The sequence below is a fragment of the Frankia sp. CeRuru1 genome (assembly GCF_977966315.1).
Map to the genome: position 1 here is coordinate 1 of NZ_CDWWEW010000063.1, position 15,508 is coordinate 15,508.

General features: G+C 71.0%; 12 protein-coding genes, 2 tRNA genes and 1 other RNA gene. 8 read left to right on the forward strand and 7 right to left on the reverse strand.

Going from position 1 to position 15,508, the window contains the following annotated elements; all coding sequences use genetic code 11:
- A partial coding sequence (locus tag AC08OP_RS07185; protein ID WP_476613470.1) for a DNA polymerase III subunit gamma and tau occupies positions 1-1,644 on the reverse strand: 1,644 nt, incomplete at its 3' end.
- 38 nt (positions 1,645-1,682) lie between these two features.
- Positions 1,683-1,779, reverse strand: an RNA gene (gene ffs, locus AC08OP_RS07190) — signal recognition particle sRNA small type.
- Between the two features lie 106 nt (positions 1,780-1,885).
- On the opposite strand from ffs, the gene AC08OP_RS07195 reads away from it, so the two are divergent.
- The 4 genes from AC08OP_RS07195 to AC08OP_RS07210 all read left to right on the forward strand — a co-directional run bounded on the left by AC08OP_RS07195 (position 1,886) and on the right by AC08OP_RS07210 (position 4,913).
- Positions 1,886-1,970, forward strand: a tRNA-Ser gene (locus AC08OP_RS07195).
- Between the two features lie 119 nt (positions 1,971-2,089).
- Positions 2,090-2,254, forward strand: a complete 165-nt coding sequence (locus AC08OP_RS07200; protein ID WP_476613471.1) for a hypothetical protein — start codon at positions 2,090-2,092, stop codon at positions 2,252-2,254.
- A gap of 419 nt (positions 2,255-2,673) precedes the next feature.
- Positions 2,674-3,582 (forward strand): glycosyltransferase family 2 protein, encoded by a 909-nt coding sequence (locus AC08OP_RS07205; RefSeq protein WP_476613472.1) that lies wholly within the window; start codon positions 2,674-2,676, stop codon positions 3,580-3,582.
- Between the two features lie 293 nt (positions 3,583-3,875).
- Complete coding sequence (locus tag AC08OP_RS07210; RefSeq protein WP_476613473.1) at positions 3,876-4,913, forward strand: hypothetical protein; 1,038 nt, start codon at positions 3,876-3,878, stop codon at positions 4,911-4,913.
- A 28-nt stretch (positions 4,914-4,941) separates the two neighbouring features.
- On the opposite strand, the gene AC08OP_RS07215 is transcribed toward AC08OP_RS07210, so the two are convergent.
- A complete protein-coding gene (locus AC08OP_RS07215; protein WP_476613474.1) occupies positions 4,942-7,875 on the reverse strand; it encodes an nSTAND1 domain-containing NTPase in 2,934 nt (977 codons plus the stop codon).
- Positions 7,876-8,496: 621 nt separating this feature from the next.
- Here AC08OP_RS07215 and AC08OP_RS07220 point away from each other — a divergent pair.
- Complete coding sequence (locus AC08OP_RS07220) at positions 8,497-9,882, forward strand: pyridoxal phosphate-dependent decarboxylase family protein (protein WP_476613475.1); 1,386 nt, start codon at positions 8,497-8,499, stop codon at positions 9,880-9,882.
- 139 nt (positions 9,883-10,021) lie between these two features.
- Here the strand turns inward: AC08OP_RS07220 and AC08OP_RS07225 are convergent, their stop codons facing one another.
- The 4 genes from AC08OP_RS07225 to AC08OP_RS07240 form a co-directional block, all read right to left on the reverse strand.
- The gene (locus tag AC08OP_RS07225; RefSeq protein WP_476613476.1) at positions 10,022-10,663 is read right to left on the reverse strand and encodes an NAD(P)-dependent oxidoreductase; all 642 of its coding nucleotides are present in this window, start codon (positions 10,661-10,663) and stop codon (positions 10,022-10,024) included.
- 285 nt (positions 10,664-10,948) lie between these two features.
- A tRNA-Ser gene (locus AC08OP_RS07230) sits at positions 10,949-11,035 on the reverse strand.
- Positions 11,036-11,169: 134 nt separating this feature from the next.
- Positions 11,170-11,616 carry a tRNA adenosine(34) deaminase TadA gene (tadA, locus tag AC08OP_RS07235; RefSeq protein ID WP_462187576.1) on the reverse strand — a complete coding sequence of 149 codons (447 nt, stop codon included), beginning with the start codon at positions 11,614-11,616 and terminating at the stop codon, positions 11,170-11,172.
- 108 nt (positions 11,617-11,724) lie between these two features.
- The gene (locus AC08OP_RS07240; RefSeq protein ID WP_476613477.1) at positions 11,725-12,216 is read right to left on the reverse strand and encodes a tRNA adenosine deaminase-associated protein; all 492 of its coding nucleotides are present in this window, start codon (positions 12,214-12,216) and stop codon (positions 11,725-11,727) included.
- Positions 12,217-12,644: 428 nt separating this feature from the next.
- Between AC08OP_RS07240 and AC08OP_RS07245 the strand changes: the two genes are divergently transcribed.
- The 3 genes from AC08OP_RS07245 to AC08OP_RS07255 all read left to right on the forward strand — a co-directional run.
- Positions 12,645-13,895 (forward strand): MurT ligase domain-containing protein, encoded by a 1,251-nt coding sequence (locus tag AC08OP_RS07245; RefSeq protein ID WP_476613478.1) that lies wholly within the window; start codon positions 12,645-12,647, stop codon positions 13,893-13,895.
- A gap of 95 nt (positions 13,896-13,990) precedes the next feature.
- Positions 13,991-14,734: a type 1 glutamine amidotransferase gene (locus tag AC08OP_RS07250; RefSeq protein WP_476613479.1), complete on the forward strand. Its 744-nt coding sequence runs from the start codon at positions 13,991-13,993 to the stop codon at positions 14,732-14,734.
- Positions 14,735-14,871: 137 nt separating this feature from the next.
- A partial coding sequence (locus AC08OP_RS07255; protein ID WP_476613480.1) for a plasmid partitioning protein occupies positions 14,872-15,508 on the forward strand: 637 nt, incomplete at its 3' end.

The window sequence follows — 15,508 nt, forward strand, 5'->3', positions numbered from 1 at the left end:
GACCCGCCAGGTCCCGCCGAGTCTTTCAGCCAGCACGGCACAGAACAGCTCGGCGTTGTTCCCCTGCCCGAACATCCGGCCCATCGTCGGGGTGGCGAAGGCCAGCACGACCTCGTCGCCTCGAACGTCGGCAACGGTCGCGTGATCCTTCAGGATCGCATGCGTCTTCCGGCTGCGGCGGCCGGCGAGCACGAGAACCTCATCCCACAGCATCCGCAGACCGGCGGCGTCGATCCGCCAGGTCCCCGGAGTGCCTGCCATGCCCGGAACACCTGCCGGGCCCGAGGGGCGATCACCCGACGTGAACGCGGGACCCGGCGAACCAGGCTGGGGGCCCGCCGCCGGTCGAGACACCGGTCCGCTCCGAGCGGGTGCCCGGATTGCCAGCGGCATGGGCTCCGGGTCCGCGGCGGGCGGGTGGACCGGCGCGGGAGCCCGGCCGGCCGGCAGCGGGGACGGGGGGCCCGGCTCCGGTTCTTCCCCGCCGAGCACGGCCCGCCGTTCCAGCCGCTCCAACCGGGTGAGCAGCGCGGCCGGGTCGGTCGACGCCGTGGGCAGCAACGCACGGGCCAGGATCAGTTCCAGTATCAGCCGTGGGCTCGCCGTCCCCCGCATCTCGACCAGGCCGTTGTGTAGGACGTCCGCCGTCCGGGACAGCTCGGCGGGGCCCATCCGGGTGGTCTGCGCCCGCATCCGGTCGATCTGGTCGGGGGAGAAGGATTCCAGCAGGCCGCGGGCGTCCGCGTCCGGAACGGCCGCCATCACGATCAGGTCGCGGAACCGGTCGAGGAGATCGGTCGCGAACCGGCGCGGGTCGTGACCGGCGGAGACGACCTTGTCGACCACGGTGAACAGGGCCGCGCCGTCGCGGTCGGCCAGCGCGTCGACGGTCTCGTCCAGCAGGACGCCGTCGGTCATGCCGAGCAGCGCCACCGCCCGGTCGTAGCGCAGGCCGTCGTCGTCCGCGCCGGCCAGCAGCTGGTCGAGAACGGACAGCGAGTCGCGGACCGATCCGGCGCCCGCCCGCACGATCAGCGGCAACACGGCCGGATCGACGGCGACCCCCTCCCGGGCGCAGACCGACGCCAGATGTTCGCGCAGCACGCCCGGCGGAACCAGCCGGAAGGCATAGTGGTGCGTCCGGGACCGGATGGTTGGGATGACCTTGTCCGGTTCGGTGGTGGCGAAGACGAACTTGAGGTACGGCGGGGGCTCCTCGACGACCTTCAGCAGCGCGTTGAACGCTGCCGCGGTCACCATGTGCGCCTCGTCCACCACGAAGACCTTGAACCGGGCCGACGCGGGGGCGAAGAACGCCCGCTCGCGCAGATCGCGGGCGTCGTCGACGAGACCGTGCGACGCGGCGTCGATCTCCGTGACGTCCATTGAGGCGCCCGTCCGGATGCCCACGCACTCGTCGCACACCCCGCAGGGTTCAGGGGTCGGGCCCTGGATGCAGTTCAGCGAGGCGGCGAGGATCCGGGCGGAGGAGGTCTTGCCGCAACCCCGGGGGCCGCTGAAGAGATAGGCGTGGTGCAGGCGGCCGGTGCGCAGGGCCTTGCGCAGCGCGTCGGTCACGTGCTCCTGGCCGACGACCTGGGCGAACGTCGCGGGACGGTACCGGTTGTACAACGCTGTGCTCACTGGCCTGCTCCGCGTGCTCGACGAGACGATCGGCGAAACGAGAGGACCCCCCGCACACCCGCCAGAGCCCGCTTACCCTTGCTGCCTTCCGGCCCTGGGGGGGTTCACGAGGGTAACGCCGCACGAGGGGTCTGCTGTGCAGTCTAGCTCGTGCTGGACGATCATGAATCCCGAGGTTTGCCGGGCGGCGCGGCGGCAGGCCCGGTGCCTGACCCCGCAACGATCAGATAGTCTCATCCACGGAGGATTCGCCTAGTGGCCTAGGGCGCACGCTTGGAAAGCGTGTTGGGGGCAACCCCTCGCGAGTTCGAATCTCGCATCCTCCGCAACGATCTTCGTGGCCTTCCCGCCTCGTACAGCCTTCTGACCAGGCTTAACGCTATGGGCCCCGATCTCTCTCGACGCTTCTCCCGTCTCGGTGAGGACATGGTGCGGACGCCGCGTCGTGCGAGGCACCGCGGTCGCCACCGTCTCGGCCGTACGCTGGCCCGCGGAGCGCAGCGGGTGGGCGTACAGGGCACCCATGATCGACGGTGAGGAGTACCCGAGCCGCTTCGACGCGAGAGCGATGTCGATGATCTCGTCGAGCTGGCTGGAGGCCGACGAGTGACGAAGGCCGTGCGGCGAGAAATTGCCAAGACCTGGCGAGAGTCTCGGTGATCTTGTTGACCGCAACATGAAGAGGCCGCGGCGTCGATGACGGATCACAGCGAGCATGATCGTGGCAGGTCTCCTCGGCTAACCAGAGCACGATCGAACTACGTCAGTCCGGTCAGGATGCCATGACCCGTTCACCGGGCGTCGGCCCGGCCTCCCTACTTGTAGCCGCGGACGAAGAGTCTCACGGCGGACCGTAGCGCAGCGTCGAGTTCCGGGCTGTCGAGCGCAGGTGGATTGTGGACGGTGAACGTGCCGAGCTCGGTCATCTCCCAGACGGTTCCTTCGAACCGCTGGTTTTCTATGGAGTACTGGGACCGGCTCGACTGCGACGATGATCCCGACGACGACTGACCGGGGGGCGGTGTGGTAATGACGTCGGCGTCGGCTGGGGCGCCGGGCGATCTGGACGTCCTGATACCCACCCGCGGGCGGCCCGCGGCGCTGGCCGTGACGCTCGCCGGCCTGGCAGCGCAGACCGCAACCGGATTCCGCGTCGTCATCTCGGACCAGACACCGGGACCGGCAGCGTGCGACACCCCCGAGGTCCAGGGGGTGCTGCGGCTGCTACGAGCGCGGGGCAGCGCCGTCGAGGTGCACCGGGGGCGGACGTGGCGGGGCATGGCGGAGCAGCGCCAGTTCCTGCTCGACGCGTCCCGCGGCCGATATGTGCTCTACCTCGACGACGATGTGCTCTGCGAGCCGGCCCTCGTGGACCGGCTGCTCGCCGCCATCCGCACCCTGCGCTGCGGCTTCGTCGGCACCCCACCGCAGGGGCTGAGCCACGTCACGGACGTGCGGCCGCACGAGCAGAAACCCTTCGAGACCGTCACCGACGCCGCGGACGTCCGGCCGGAGCGGGTGCGCAAGGGCACTCCCGGCTGGGAACGCTGGCGGTTGCACAACGCGGCGAACCTCACCCACATCACCGCCGGCCTCGCCCGTCGCGGCCGGCTGCCGGCGGGTGGCTGGCTCGCCTACCGGGTGGCTTGGATCGGGGGCTGCGTCCTGTACGACCGGCATGAACTGGTCATGGCGGGCGGGTTCGAATTCTGGCCCAGACTGCCCCCCGACCACCGCGGCGAGGACGTGGTGGCCCAGCTGCGGGTGATGGAGCGGGCCGGCGGGGTCGGCGTGCTGCCGGCGGGCGCCGTCCACCTGGAACTGCCGACGACGCTCCCCAACCGTCGCGTGGATGCCTACACCGAGATCATTGAATCCGACGACCAGGCCGACCAGGCCGACCAGGCAGGCGGCGGGCGGCTGCCACGACCGCCCTGAGGCTCCGCCGGTGCAGAAGTCACGGCGAGTGACCTGTGCCGGGTCGACCGGTGCCGCTGTGGGCCGTAGGCTGCGGCGGGCCGCGGGCCGTGGGAGACCACGTTGTGCTGGGTGTTTCCGCTTCCGGCGGGCAGCCGCCCCGGCTAGCGTCCAGCGAGTGTGCAGTCGGGCCGGCAGACGGGGCATGACCATGGCAGACGGGGCGTGACCATGGACGATGACCCGTTTCTCGACTGCCCATGGACGGATCATGGTCATGGGAGGCGGGCGACATCCCGAAGCGCAGGTGCGGCATGGGCGACGAGTCCGATCGACGGCGGTTCCTCCGGCTGGCGGCGGGGGCATCCCTGCCACCCGGGCTGTTCATGGTCCGGAGCGGGCGAGTGACCCCGCGAGTGATCGCGTCCGAGGACGTCCTGAACCACATCGACGTCCGCATCCAGCAGATCACCGGGGCGTACGAGCGGACCCCGATCGGCGCGACGAGCGTGTACCTACGCCGGCATCTGCCGGCCGTCCGCTCCCTGCTCGCCGAGGGCGGGCACCCGACCGCCGTCGACGCCCGCCTGCACCGTGCCGCCGGCCGCCTGGCCGCCCTGTGGGCCACCACCCGCCACGACCTCGGTGACATCCCCGGGGCGACGGCCGCGTTCGCCGAGGCGTTCGGCCACGCCGAGGAGGCGCGGGACCGGGCACTGCAGTGCTGGGTTCGGCTGTGGCAGAGCTCCCTGGCCCGCAAGTCCGGCCGCCTGGCCTCCGCCCTCGCGCTGGCCCGCGCCGCCACGTCCCACGTCGGTGCGGGCTCGCCGGCCGCCAGCCGCGCCGCGGCGATAGAGGCCCGTACCCTGGGCGCGCTCGGTGAACGGGCGGGCGTGCACGAAGCGATCAACCGTGCCTGGCGCATCCAGGGGACGCTGAGCCGCGCGCAGTCGGGCAACCCCGGGTTCTCGATCGACACCCTGCATATGCTGACGCTCGCTGAACTGTCTGCGGCGGCGTACGTCGAACTCGGCCAACCGGACGCGGCCTCGGTCTATACCGACGCCTCGGTGCACCATCTCGACGTCGCCGGGGCGACCGGCCTGCGGTCGATGGCGAGGATCGCCGCGGCTACAGCGGCCCTGCACCGCCACCACGTCGACGAGGCCGAAGCGCTCGTCACCGAGGCACTGGACATCTCCGAGCACCGGCCGAACGCCGTGATGGTCACGCGGACCCACCGGTTCCTCACGGACGCCCGGCGGATCGCCGGGCGGCGCCAGGGCACGAACAACATCGCCGAACGCCTCGACACCTGGACGTTGCCGTCGTTGCCGTCGTTGCCGTCGTAGCCGCCGGTGCCGCCGGTGCCGTCGGCGGTCACCCGGCGCAGGTGTCCTGGTAGGGCAGGCCGGGAATGTGAAAGCTCCACGCCGACTGGTCGAGCCCGCCCTGGGCCTCGTGGCAGGCGTACTCGACGACGCCGTTGCGGCGGAACGCGTCGACCGCGGCGAGCCGCCACAGCCGGACGGTGCCATCGTTGCCGCCGGAGGCCAGCGTCCCGCCGTCCGGGGAAAACGCCAGCGACAGGACGGAGCGGGTGTGCCCGGTCAGCGGCTGCCCGATCTGCCGCGGCGGGGTGACGCTGGTGTCCCAGAGCCATACCCTCCGGCCAGATCCGACCGCGGCCAGGACCTGCCCGTGCGGGGAGAAGGCCACGGCCCGGACCGGTCCGGGGTCGGCGAGAAGGAGGCTGGGCGGCCGGGGCCGATCCGGGGCGGTGACATCCGCCAGCATGATCGATCCGTTCTGGCCGGTGGCTCTGAGGCGCCCGTCCGGGGAGAATGCCTCCCACGGCGTGGGGGGGACCGCGGCGGCATTCACGCGCTCCCGCGCTTGTGGCCGGTCCGGGTCGGCGATGTCCCACCGCAGCACTGTCCCGTCGACGCCGGTCGCGTCGAGGTTCCGGCCGTCCGGCGAGAACGTCACCGACGTGATCCCGCTGCGCTGGCCGGTGAGGGGCGGGTCGATCCGACGAGGTTGACCCTCCGTCACATCCCACAGCACGACCGTTGCGTTCGCGCCGCCGACGGCCAGGAGGCGCCCGTCCGGGGAGAACGTCACCGAGGTGACGGGATCGCCGCGGCTGGCGAGCGCGGTCGGGTCCTCGACGAGAGTCTGCAGCAGGTTCGCCTGGCTGCCGGCCTCACTACCGGCCTCACCACCGGTACCGGAGTCGATGTTCTCGGCGGCGATGGCGAGTCGTAACGCGCGCACCCGGTCCGTCGCCCGCGCGGCGTCGGCGTTGGCGAGCAGGGTATGAGTGATCAGGGCGTGCCGCGCCCGTTCGGTGGTGCGCTGCGCCCGTTCCGCGGTGCGCTGCGCCTGCCGGGCGGTGAGGGACTGCCAGGTGGCGATCGCGGCACCGGCGACACTGAAGACGAGGAGCACGGAAAGGACGGTGATGACCTGCCGGCGGCGTTGACGTTCGTGACGTTCCCGGCGGCGGGCCGCCTCGACGCGCGCACGTTCCTGGCGACGGGCTTCCTCGATCCGCTGGTCGCACGCGTCGATGAACCTCCGCCCGGCCGGTTTGAGATGGACCACCGGCTCCTCACCGGCGCGGAAACGCTCATAGGACTGCCACAGCGTCGTGATGGCGGTGGTCAGCCGGTCCTCGTCCCAGAGCGGGCCGTCGTTGTGCTCCCACTCGGCGGCGGCGCGCTCGACCTTGCCCTCACTGAGCAGGGCGGCTTCCCGTTCCCGGATGACGGCATCCAGTGGCTTCCAGGCGGTCAGCAACGCCTCGTGGACGACCCCGACGGCGGTCCCCAGGCTGTCGCTGGGGGTGGACAGCAGCCGTTGGTTCACGAAGACCTGGAAGGTTCTCCGCAACGCGTCGGACGGCAGGTCCTTGAGGTCGATGCGTCGGCGGGTCCGCCGACCGGCCTCGTCGAGCGTGGCGAGCTCGGCCAGGCCGACCAGGATCTCCTCCCGGCCCAGCCCGCTCGTCTCCACGGCGTCGTCGAGGACGGCGTCGGCGCGGCGGGCCAGCGCCCCCTGCACGCCACCCAGCTCGTGGTACCGGTCCATCGACAGGGTGCCGCCGCGGGTCTGGTCCTTGGCCAGCTCATGGAGCGTGAACGCCAGCAGCGGCAGTGCCTCGCCGTCCTCGGTGTCCGCGACCATCTTGGCGACCAGCTCCGGCTCCACCTGCAGGCCGGCTACCCGGGCCGGCTCGGTGATGACGACCGGCAGCATGTCCCGGGCCAGCGGGCGGAGGGGGAAGACGTGCAGGTTGACCCCGCCCTGTTCGGGGGGGCCGCTCAGTTCGGGCAGGGCGAAGACCTGGTCCTGGAACTCGGAGCGAAGCGCCATGACCACCCGCACGGGACCGGTGACCCCATGCCGCAACAGGGTCGCCAACCGGGCCCGTTCCTCTTCGTCCGATCGGGTGAACAGCTCCTCGCCCTGATCGATGATCAGTAGCAGCAGTCTGTCCCGCGCCGGGCCGGAGCCGGCCGTCAGAAGTTCTTCGGCCAGCCCCATCAGGGCCAGGTCGTCCTCCCTGAGCTGCCGGTCGATGTCGGTGACCGCCCACTGCTGGCCGACGCGCCTCGCAGCCTGGGTCAGGGTGTGGGCGAGCTTGCGGACCGGGTCCCGGCCCGGCCAGAAGGGGTCGGCCACCTCCCAGCCGGGCTCGCCCGCCAGCCGGGCCGGCAAGCCGGCGGTGACCAGCGACGACTTGCCGCACCCGGAGGCACCGACCACCAGTAGCAGACGCTGTTCACCGAGGGAGCGTAGCCGGTGGGTGAGCCGCCGCAGCTCGTTGCCGCGCCCATAGAACACCTTGGCCATGTCCCGGGTGAACGGCCGCAGACCCGGGAACGGGGACCGGTCGTCCGCCCAGCCCAGCCCGCCGGCGGCCTCGACGCGCCGCAGCCCAACGTTCAGGTTGTCGGCCCATCGCGGATTTTCGTGCAGGTGAACGTGCTGCCGGTCCTCCAGGAGCGGGGAGGTGACCGTCGGCTCCACGCGCAGCGGCAGCAACAGGCTGCCGACCTCGTAGGCGATTCCCAGTTCGTAGGCGCACCACGGGGAGGCGTTGTAGGCGTTGGTGATGACACAGACCACGGCGTCGGCGGCTCGCAGCTCGCGGTGCAACCGATCCTTCCACATGTCGCCGGGCTGGACGCCCACCCGGATGTCCTGAGCGAGGAACACCCGGTGGCCAAGAAGGGTCAGTGCCTGATGAACCTCGTCGGCCAGCTCCGCGTCGGTGCCCGCATGGCTGACGAAAACTCGTGCCACCATCGCCCCCGGGATTCGCCGTGCACATCCTCAGGAACATTCTAGGCGCCGACGCCCTCGCCGCCCTTGTCGCCGAACGGGTGCGATGAGGGCGACTGTGAAAGCACGGTCCAAACGCCGGGTCGCGTGAAGATTGCCCCGCGGTACGACACGTGTCCATCGCGCTGTTGTAGGACGCGTCGGCTTGTCCGGCGGTCCGGTTGCACGCCTGGGACCACTTCATGGCATGCTCGGTTTCGATGACATGAGGATGTGTCGGCCGCTCGTCCCCCGGGACGGCGGGTCTGGGCACCTTCCGCGGCGTCCATGGGGTATATGGATGGACGCCCGGGCATGTCGTCCCGTAGGCCGGGTCCTCATCGTGGAGGTTTGTTGTGAAGCGTGTCGGAGCAATTGTTCTGTTGGTTGCCCTGATTGGTGGCGGGTTCCTCTTCCGTCGTCAGCGCGGCAAGCAGGACGCGTAGCCTCGCGTCGTCCCCCGGGTCGCGGGAGATCACCCCGACCCGGGCGGCTTGTGACGGTCCGCGACGATCCGGTGTGAACTCGGGGTTGACCCGGAAACGCCGATGTTGCGGCGGGGTGAGCTACCCGATGTCCGGGCATGGCCGACCCTAGACTCCGCCTGTGCATCGGTTTGACGGGCAGACTGCCGATCTCGTCCGCGCGATCTGTGACTTTGCTCGCGTCCGGCTCGGATTCGATCCGGTACCGCTGGACGCGCCATTGTCACGGGACGAGTTGGCGGCAGCGGTGGGATCCACGATCACCGCCGAGGGCATCGGTGGCCGTCGTGTCCTCGAGGTGTTCGACGAGAAGCTGTCCCGCGCCTGCATCTCGACGGATCATCCCCGCAATCTCGCTTTCATCCCGGCCGCCCCGACCAAGGCGGCTGTGTTGTTCGATCTGGTGGTCGGGGCATCGTCCATCTACGCGGGCAGCTGGATGGAGGGCGCGGGCGCGGTCTTCGCGGAGAACGAGGCGCTGCGATGGCTGTCGGACCTCGCGGGCTTCCCCGCCTGCGCCGGTGGGCTGTTCGTACCGGGGGGCACCGTCGGCAACCTGTCGGCGCTGGCCGCCGCCCGGCATGCCGCCCGGAGTCGGTTGACCGCCGCCGGTCGGCCGACTCCACCGCGATGGCGGTTCGTCTGCGGTGCCGAGGCGCACTCCTCCCTCTACCAGGCCGCCACGGTGCTCGACGCCGAGGTCGTCGTCGTGCCGACGGATGACGCCGGACGGCTGACCGGCCCGCTGTTGGCCGAGGCGTTGGACCGGCTCGCCGAGCAGGGCGGCGCCGAGGCCGTCGACGGCGTGTTCGCGGTGGTGGCGACTGCCGGGACCACTCAGTTCGGCACCGTCGACGACATCCGCGGGGTGGTGGACGTCTGTCAGGCCCGCGGGCTGTGGGTGCATGTGGACGGCGCCTACGGGCTGGCCGCGCTCGCCGCCGCATCGACCCGCTCTCTCTTCGACGGGATCGCCGAGACCGACTCGTTCATCGTCGATCCACACAAGTGGCTGTTCGCGCCGTTCGACGCCTGCGCGCTGGTGTATCGCGATCCGGCGGTGGCCCGGGCGGCGCACGGCCCGCAGCGGGCCGGCTACCTCGAGGTCCTGGATTCGGCGGGGGCCTGGAACCCGTCGGACTATGCCATCGGGCTGTCCCGGCGGGCCCGCGGGCTGCCGTTCTGGTTCTCGCTGGCGACGCATGGCACCTTGGCCTACGGCCAGGCCATTGAGTCCACGCTGGCGACCGCCCGGGCGGCCGTGCTCCAGATCGCCGCGCTGCCTCACCTCGAGCTGGTGCGGGAACCGCAGCTGTCGATCGTGGTGTTCCGTCGGCTGGGTTGGCAGGCCGCGGACTACCGGCGGTGGAGCGAGAACCTGCTGCGGGACGGTTTCGCGTTCGTTCCGCCCACCGTGCACGAGGGCGAGACCGTCGCCCGGTTCGCCATCGTCAACCCGCGGACCACCGTCGACGACATCGGCGCGATCCTCGCCACGATGGCCTGATCCTCGCCACGATGAGCTCCCTCTCCCCGCCGTCCGGTCTTCCCGCCGGTTCGGTCTCCCCGCCGGTCCGGGGTACGGGGCGTGCCGCCCGGAGCGGCGCGGGTGGGTCCGACCCGTGCCGCCCGCCCGGGCGCGTGGCTCAGTTGCCGACGCTGAACCGCCGGTTGCGGTGCCGCGGCTTCTCGATCTCGTCGAGGGCCGCGACGGCGAGATCCTCCAGGGAGATGCCCGTGTTGCCCTGGGCGTCCACCACCGGCCGGTCATTGCCGGTGCGGTACCCTCCCCGGGGCTTTCCCTGGCCCACGTTCCGCGGCGGCGGGGTGATGGCGGCCCACCGTATGTTCCGGGCGCCGCGGTAGACGTCGAGCGCGTCGGCCTGGTCAAGAGCGTCCTTGCGCTCGGCGGCCGGGAAGCCCGGGGTGTCCATGAGACGCTGACCGTTCTCGTCCTCCAGGGTCCCCCCGCTGGAGACGTGGAGGATGCTCGGCGCCGGCTCGCCGATGCGCGGCAGGACGTCAACGAGCGTGCGGGCAGCGTTCGCGTGCACCGGGCGGTCCGCGCCGCCGATCGCCACGATGACGGCGTCCGCATCCTGCGCCAGCTGCTGAACGGAATCGCGGGACGTGACGTCGCCGACCACGCCGTTCGCTTTGTTGGGAAGTTTCTTCACCCGGGCCGCGTCGAGCTCGACACCGGTGACCGCATGCCCCCGTCGAATCGCCTCGTCGGTGATACGGCGCCCGATCTGACCACCGGCACCAAAAATAACGATTCTCGCCATGCCATTGCCTCCGACTCGCCGGTCGTGCAGCTGATGGAAACGCCCGCGGGTATCCATCCGCGGGCGTCATGGTCAGTAGTGAATTACTTTCCGCGTTTACTATTTCACGCTCCGCGGCGACTGCAAGTCGACGTCTGCCCGGGCTTGATCCTCCGGGACCGCTGTGCGGGCCCAGCCAGCCGCTGCTCGAGCCGGCGTTCCAGGTGCGGGAGGAGCCAGGTGCGGGAGCATCGTGGCTGGTTGGCCGGCTGGGCAGCACGCGAATAGCGAGACGTACCGATAGGGCGGTGGAGGTGGGATTTGAACCCACGGAGGGGTTGCCCCCTCACACGCTTTCGAGGCGTGCGCCCTCGGCCACTAGGCGACTCCACCGTGGATTAGCCTACCGGACGTCGCGAGAGTCCGGTTCGCCGGGGTGTGTAGGGGTCCGACGGCGTCGAGACGGCACCCCGTCGTCCCGTCGTCCCGTCGTCCCGAACCGGGCTAGCGTGGCGGCGGTGTGCCGGCTAGCGCCCCGCCGGGCGTCGGCGCGCGGCGAAGAACTCCGCCAGGAGCGCGCCGCACTCGCCGGCGCGAATCCCGGCAACCACCTCGGGTCGATGATTGAGCCGCCGGTCCCGCACCACGTCCCAGAGCGAGCCGACCGCCCCGGCCTTCTCGTCGACCGCACCGTAGACGAGGCGGTCCACCCGGGCGAGCACGAGGGCCCCCGCGCACATGGTGCAGGGCTCCAGCGTGACCACGAGGGTGGCTCCCGGTAGCCGCCAGGAACCCGTCCGGCGCGCGGCCGCCCGCAGGGCGATCATTTCGGCGTGGGCGGTGGGATCGGCGCCGCGTTCCCGCTCGTTGTGCCCGAGTCCGAGCACCGTGCCGTCCTCGGTCACCACCAGGGCACCCACCGGGACGTCGGCGTGGTCCGGGGCCAGGCGGGCCTCGCGCAGGGCGAGCCCCATCGCCTCGTGGAAGCGGTCTAGTCCGGGTGGACCGCTCAGCCGGGCGGGAGCGCCCGCCCGGGGGTACTCGTCGGGATCGGTCATCCCGGATCAGCCGGACCGGTGAGCTCAGCCACGTGCGTCGTCGAGGATCTCCCCCGCCCCGGCCCGTTCGCTGAGCGCGCTGATCACATCGCCCGGCAGCATCCCCTCCTCGCCGATCAGTTCCAACAACGCCTCCGCGGGGGTGCCCAGATCGCCGAGTAGATCGAGATCGCCCACGGGGGCGGCATGGGTGACGGCGGACGCGTCATCCTCGTCGTCCGCGGTGATCAGTCCCGCCATCGAGGGCAGCGCGTCGGCGAACAGGCGTTCGGCGAGATCGGAGGTCACCAGGACCCGGCGATCAGAGAGGAAGACCTGCGGATCCGGGTCGTCGGGACGCATGCAGACCACCGCGAGGTACTCGTCGTCCTCCTCGATGAAGGCGATGACGGGGCCGTCACCCAGATCCCGCATCATGTCGGTGAGGGCGTCGAGGTCGTCGGCGTCGGCCGGGTCGAGATCGTGCACCGACCAGTGGCCGTGTACCTGCGCGATCGCGATTGCCTTCGTGGTCACTGTGCGCCCTCACGTCCCTTCTGCAACCGCGCGGCGGACCCGGGCTGGCCGTGCCGGCCGTGCCGGTCCGGAATGCCCGCCCGGCGCGGCCCCCGGTGGCCGAACCTGCGCACCCGCGCCGACCAGCCGTGTTCCACCTGTGATTCTCACCTGTGGGGGCGGCCGTGGGTATTCCGGTTCACTCCGTCGGGTGAGTTCTACCGCGATGCCGCGTCGATTCCGCCACGGTGGTCCGGTCGACGCCTTCCCCGACGGACTATGGGTAACGCCAGCTCACGTGAGGTAATGTCCGGCCGGAACAAACCCCCGTCCGGGGGCGCTACCGGGTGGTACCGGGCCGATGACCGGGGACTGGACCGGGATCTATCGGAACGGAAGACGGGGCGGGCTTCGCCGCCCGGTGCCGTCGTGGCACTGTAGAAACCGCGATGACGACATCAATCCCCCGCCGGTTCACCGCCAGGACCCAGGCCGCGCTCGCCGTTGAACGTCTGGCGGCCGAGGCGTCACGCCGGCTCGGCCGTGGTTCCGGCGAGATGATCGGTGGCAAGCTCGCGCTGCGGGTGTCCCCGGGGGCGCTCGCAGAGGTCGGCTCCCACCGGATGACCGCCTGCGTGTCGGGCACCAACGGCAAGACCACCACCACGCGGCTGCTTGCCCGGGCCCTGGGCACCCTGGGGCCGGTCAAGTCGAACAGCGGCGGGGCGAACATGGCGCCCGGGGTGCTGGCCGCGCTGTCCCGGCCGCCGTTCGACGCGGCGGCGGCTCTCGAGGTGGACGAGATCTGGCTGCCGAAGGTGGCCAGGGAGATCTCCCCGCGGGTGGTCCTGCTGATGAACATCAGCCGCGACCAGCTCGACCGGTCCAACGAGACGCGGCGCATCGCCGCCATGTGGCGCGAGCTCGGCTCGGAGCTGCGCGACACGACGGTGGTCGCGAACGTCGATGATCCCCTGGTGGCCTGGGCGGCGGCGGGCTGGCACCGGCAGGTCTGGGTGTCGGCGGGGCAGAACTGGACGGCGGACGCGATGGTCTGCCCGCAGTGCGCCCGGCTGCTGTACCGCAACAGCAGTGGCTGGTGGTCCGAGTGCGGGCTGGCCAGGCCCGAACCGATCGTCGCGGTCACCGGCTCCCGGGAACTGCTCTGGTACGGCCGCACCATCGCGGCCCGGCTCGATCTGCCCGGACGGGTGAACCTCGGTAACGCGGCGATGGCCGCCGCCGCGGCCCGGGAGTTCGGCGTCGAGATCGAGGATGCGCTTGCAGCCATGACCGGCCTGGGCGATGTGCAGGGTCGCTATCAGGAGGTGGCGCTCGGCGAGGAGGGCCACCGAGGCCGGCTGCTGCTGGCGAAGAACCCCGCCGGCTGGGTGGAGATGATGGAGCTGTTGGCGGACGCGCCGCCGCGGCCTGTCGTCATCGACTTCAACTCCCAGACCGCTGACGGGCGGGATCCGTCCTGGATCTGGGACGTGCCGTTCGAACGGCTCGCCGGCCGGCAGGTGTTGGTCACCGGGGAGCGCAAGGAGGACATGAGCGTGCGGCTGGCCTATGCGGAGGTGCCGCACAGCGTGTATGCCAGCGCGGAGGACGCGGCCCTGGCCGCCAACGAGAAGGTGGTCGACGTCGTCGCCAACTACACGGCGTTTCGCGATCTGCTGGTGAGGTCCACGCGGTGAGGTCCACGCGGTGAGGTTGTGTACGCGGCAAGGTTGTGTACGCGGTGAGATTGTGTACGCGGTGAGGTTGGTGACGCAATGAGGGGATCCACGCGATGACGGGCGGCTCGGCGACCAGGATCGCGCTGATCTACCCCGAGCTGCTCGGTACCTACGGTGATGGCGGTAACGCGATCGTGCTGTCCCAGCGCCTGCGCTGGCGTGGTCTGCCGGTCGAGGTGGTGAACGTTCCCGCGGGGTCGGCGGTGCCCGAGAGCTGTGATATCTACCTGCTCGGCGGGGGTGAGGACGCACCGCAGGTCCTCGCGGCGGACGGCATCCGGCAGAACCGGGCGATCCGGCGAGCGGTGAGCTCGGGAGCGGCGGTGCTCGCCGTGTGCGCCGGCTACCAGGTGATCGGCGCGACCTTCCCGTCCGGTGGGGAGATCCACGAGGGGCTGAATCTCGTCGGCGTGGAGACCCGTCGCTCCTTCGGCCCGTCGGACGCGCCGCCGCCGCGCGCGGTCGGGGACATCGTGGTGGAACCGGACGCACGGCTCGGCCTGCCCACCCTGTACGGGTATGAGAATCACGCCGGGCGGACGAGGCGGTTGCCCGGCGCGAACGGCATCCCGCTCGGTACGGTCCGGCTCGGGACCGGTGACGGTGACGGCGGAACGGACGGCATTGTGGATGGCCGGGTCATCGGCACCTACCTGCACGGGCCGGTGCTCGCGCAGAACCCCGCCCTCGCTGATCTCCTGCTGAGCTGGGTCCACGGTCCGCTGCCGCCGTTGGGCGCGCCCCGCGAGGTGGAGGTGCTGCGCCAGGCCCGGCGCCGCGCGTTGGCCGTCACCTGACGTGTCCCCTGGCGTTTTTTGGGGCAAGTTTTTTTGGGGGGCAAGGCGGACAGACCTGGTCTGACTCAGGTCTTGTCGTCATCTGCTACCAGGTTTGCGGCGTTTCCCGGCCAGCGGTGTGGTTCGGTTGGATCGTGGTGTCGAATCCCCTCGCCGGATGGTGGGGCAAAAACAAGAGAACCGTGCTCATCGTCGGTGTCGTGATCGTGGTTGCCTGGGGCTACCTCGGGACCCGTGACCGCCCGAGGACCCAGCGGGTCAGCCTGCCCGGCGACTACGCGTCGGCGGGCCGTGAGCTGCTCGTCCAGGCCCCGTCCGATCCCGCCAACCCGCTTCCGCTGGTGTTGATCCTGCACGATGACAACGCGGACGCGAAGTCACTCGACCGGCAGAGTGACGCCGGCAAGCTCGCGAACTCCCGCGACTTCGCGGTGGCCTTCCCGGAAGCCGTGGGCGGCACGTGGCGGATCGACGGACCCGAGGGGGCGGACGTGCGCTATCTGCGCGACGTGGTCCGCTTCGTCTCCACGGAACGGACCAAGGTGGATCCGGACCGGGTCTACGTGTGGGGGATCGGCGAGGGTGCCCGGCTGGCCCTGGCCGCTGCCTGCGCCCCGGGTAAGCCGGAATTCGCCGCGGTAGGCGTCGTCGGGCAGTTCGACCCGGAGCCCGGGCCGAACTGCCAGGACCGTGTCCCGGAGGGCCGGGCCCCGGAGGCCTCCTGGGACCGGAAGGTCAGCGAGGCCCTGTGGAAGTTCTCGTCCGGTCACCGGC

Excerpts from the sequence above, each read along its gene's own strand:
- AC08OP_RS07205 (WP_476613472.1), top strand. The coding sequence starts at position 2,674 with ATGACGTCGGCGTCGGCTGGGGCGCCGGGCGATCTGGACGTCCTGATA.
- AC08OP_RS07210 (WP_476613473.1), top strand. The coding sequence starts at position 3,876 with ATGGGCGACGAGTCCGATCGACGGCGGTTCCTCCGGCTGGCGGCGGGG.
- AC08OP_RS07215 (WP_476613474.1), bottom strand. The coding sequence starts at position 7,875 with ATGGTGGCACGAGTTTTCGTCAGCCATGCGGGCACCGACGCGGAGCTG.
- AC08OP_RS07225 (WP_476613476.1), bottom strand. The coding sequence starts at position 10,663 with ATGGCGAGAATCGTTATTTTTGGTGCCGGTGGTCAGATCGGGCGCCGT.
- tadA (WP_462187576.1), bottom strand. The coding sequence starts at position 11,616 with ATGGGGCTCGCCCTGCGCGAGGCCCGCCTGGCCCCGGACCACGCCGAC.
- AC08OP_RS07245 (WP_476613478.1), top strand. The coding sequence starts at position 12,645 with ATGACGACATCAATCCCCCGCCGGTTCACCGCCAGGACCCAGGCCGCG.
- AC08OP_RS07250 (WP_476613479.1), top strand. The coding sequence starts at position 13,991 with ATGACGGGCGGCTCGGCGACCAGGATCGCGCTGATCTACCCCGAGCTG.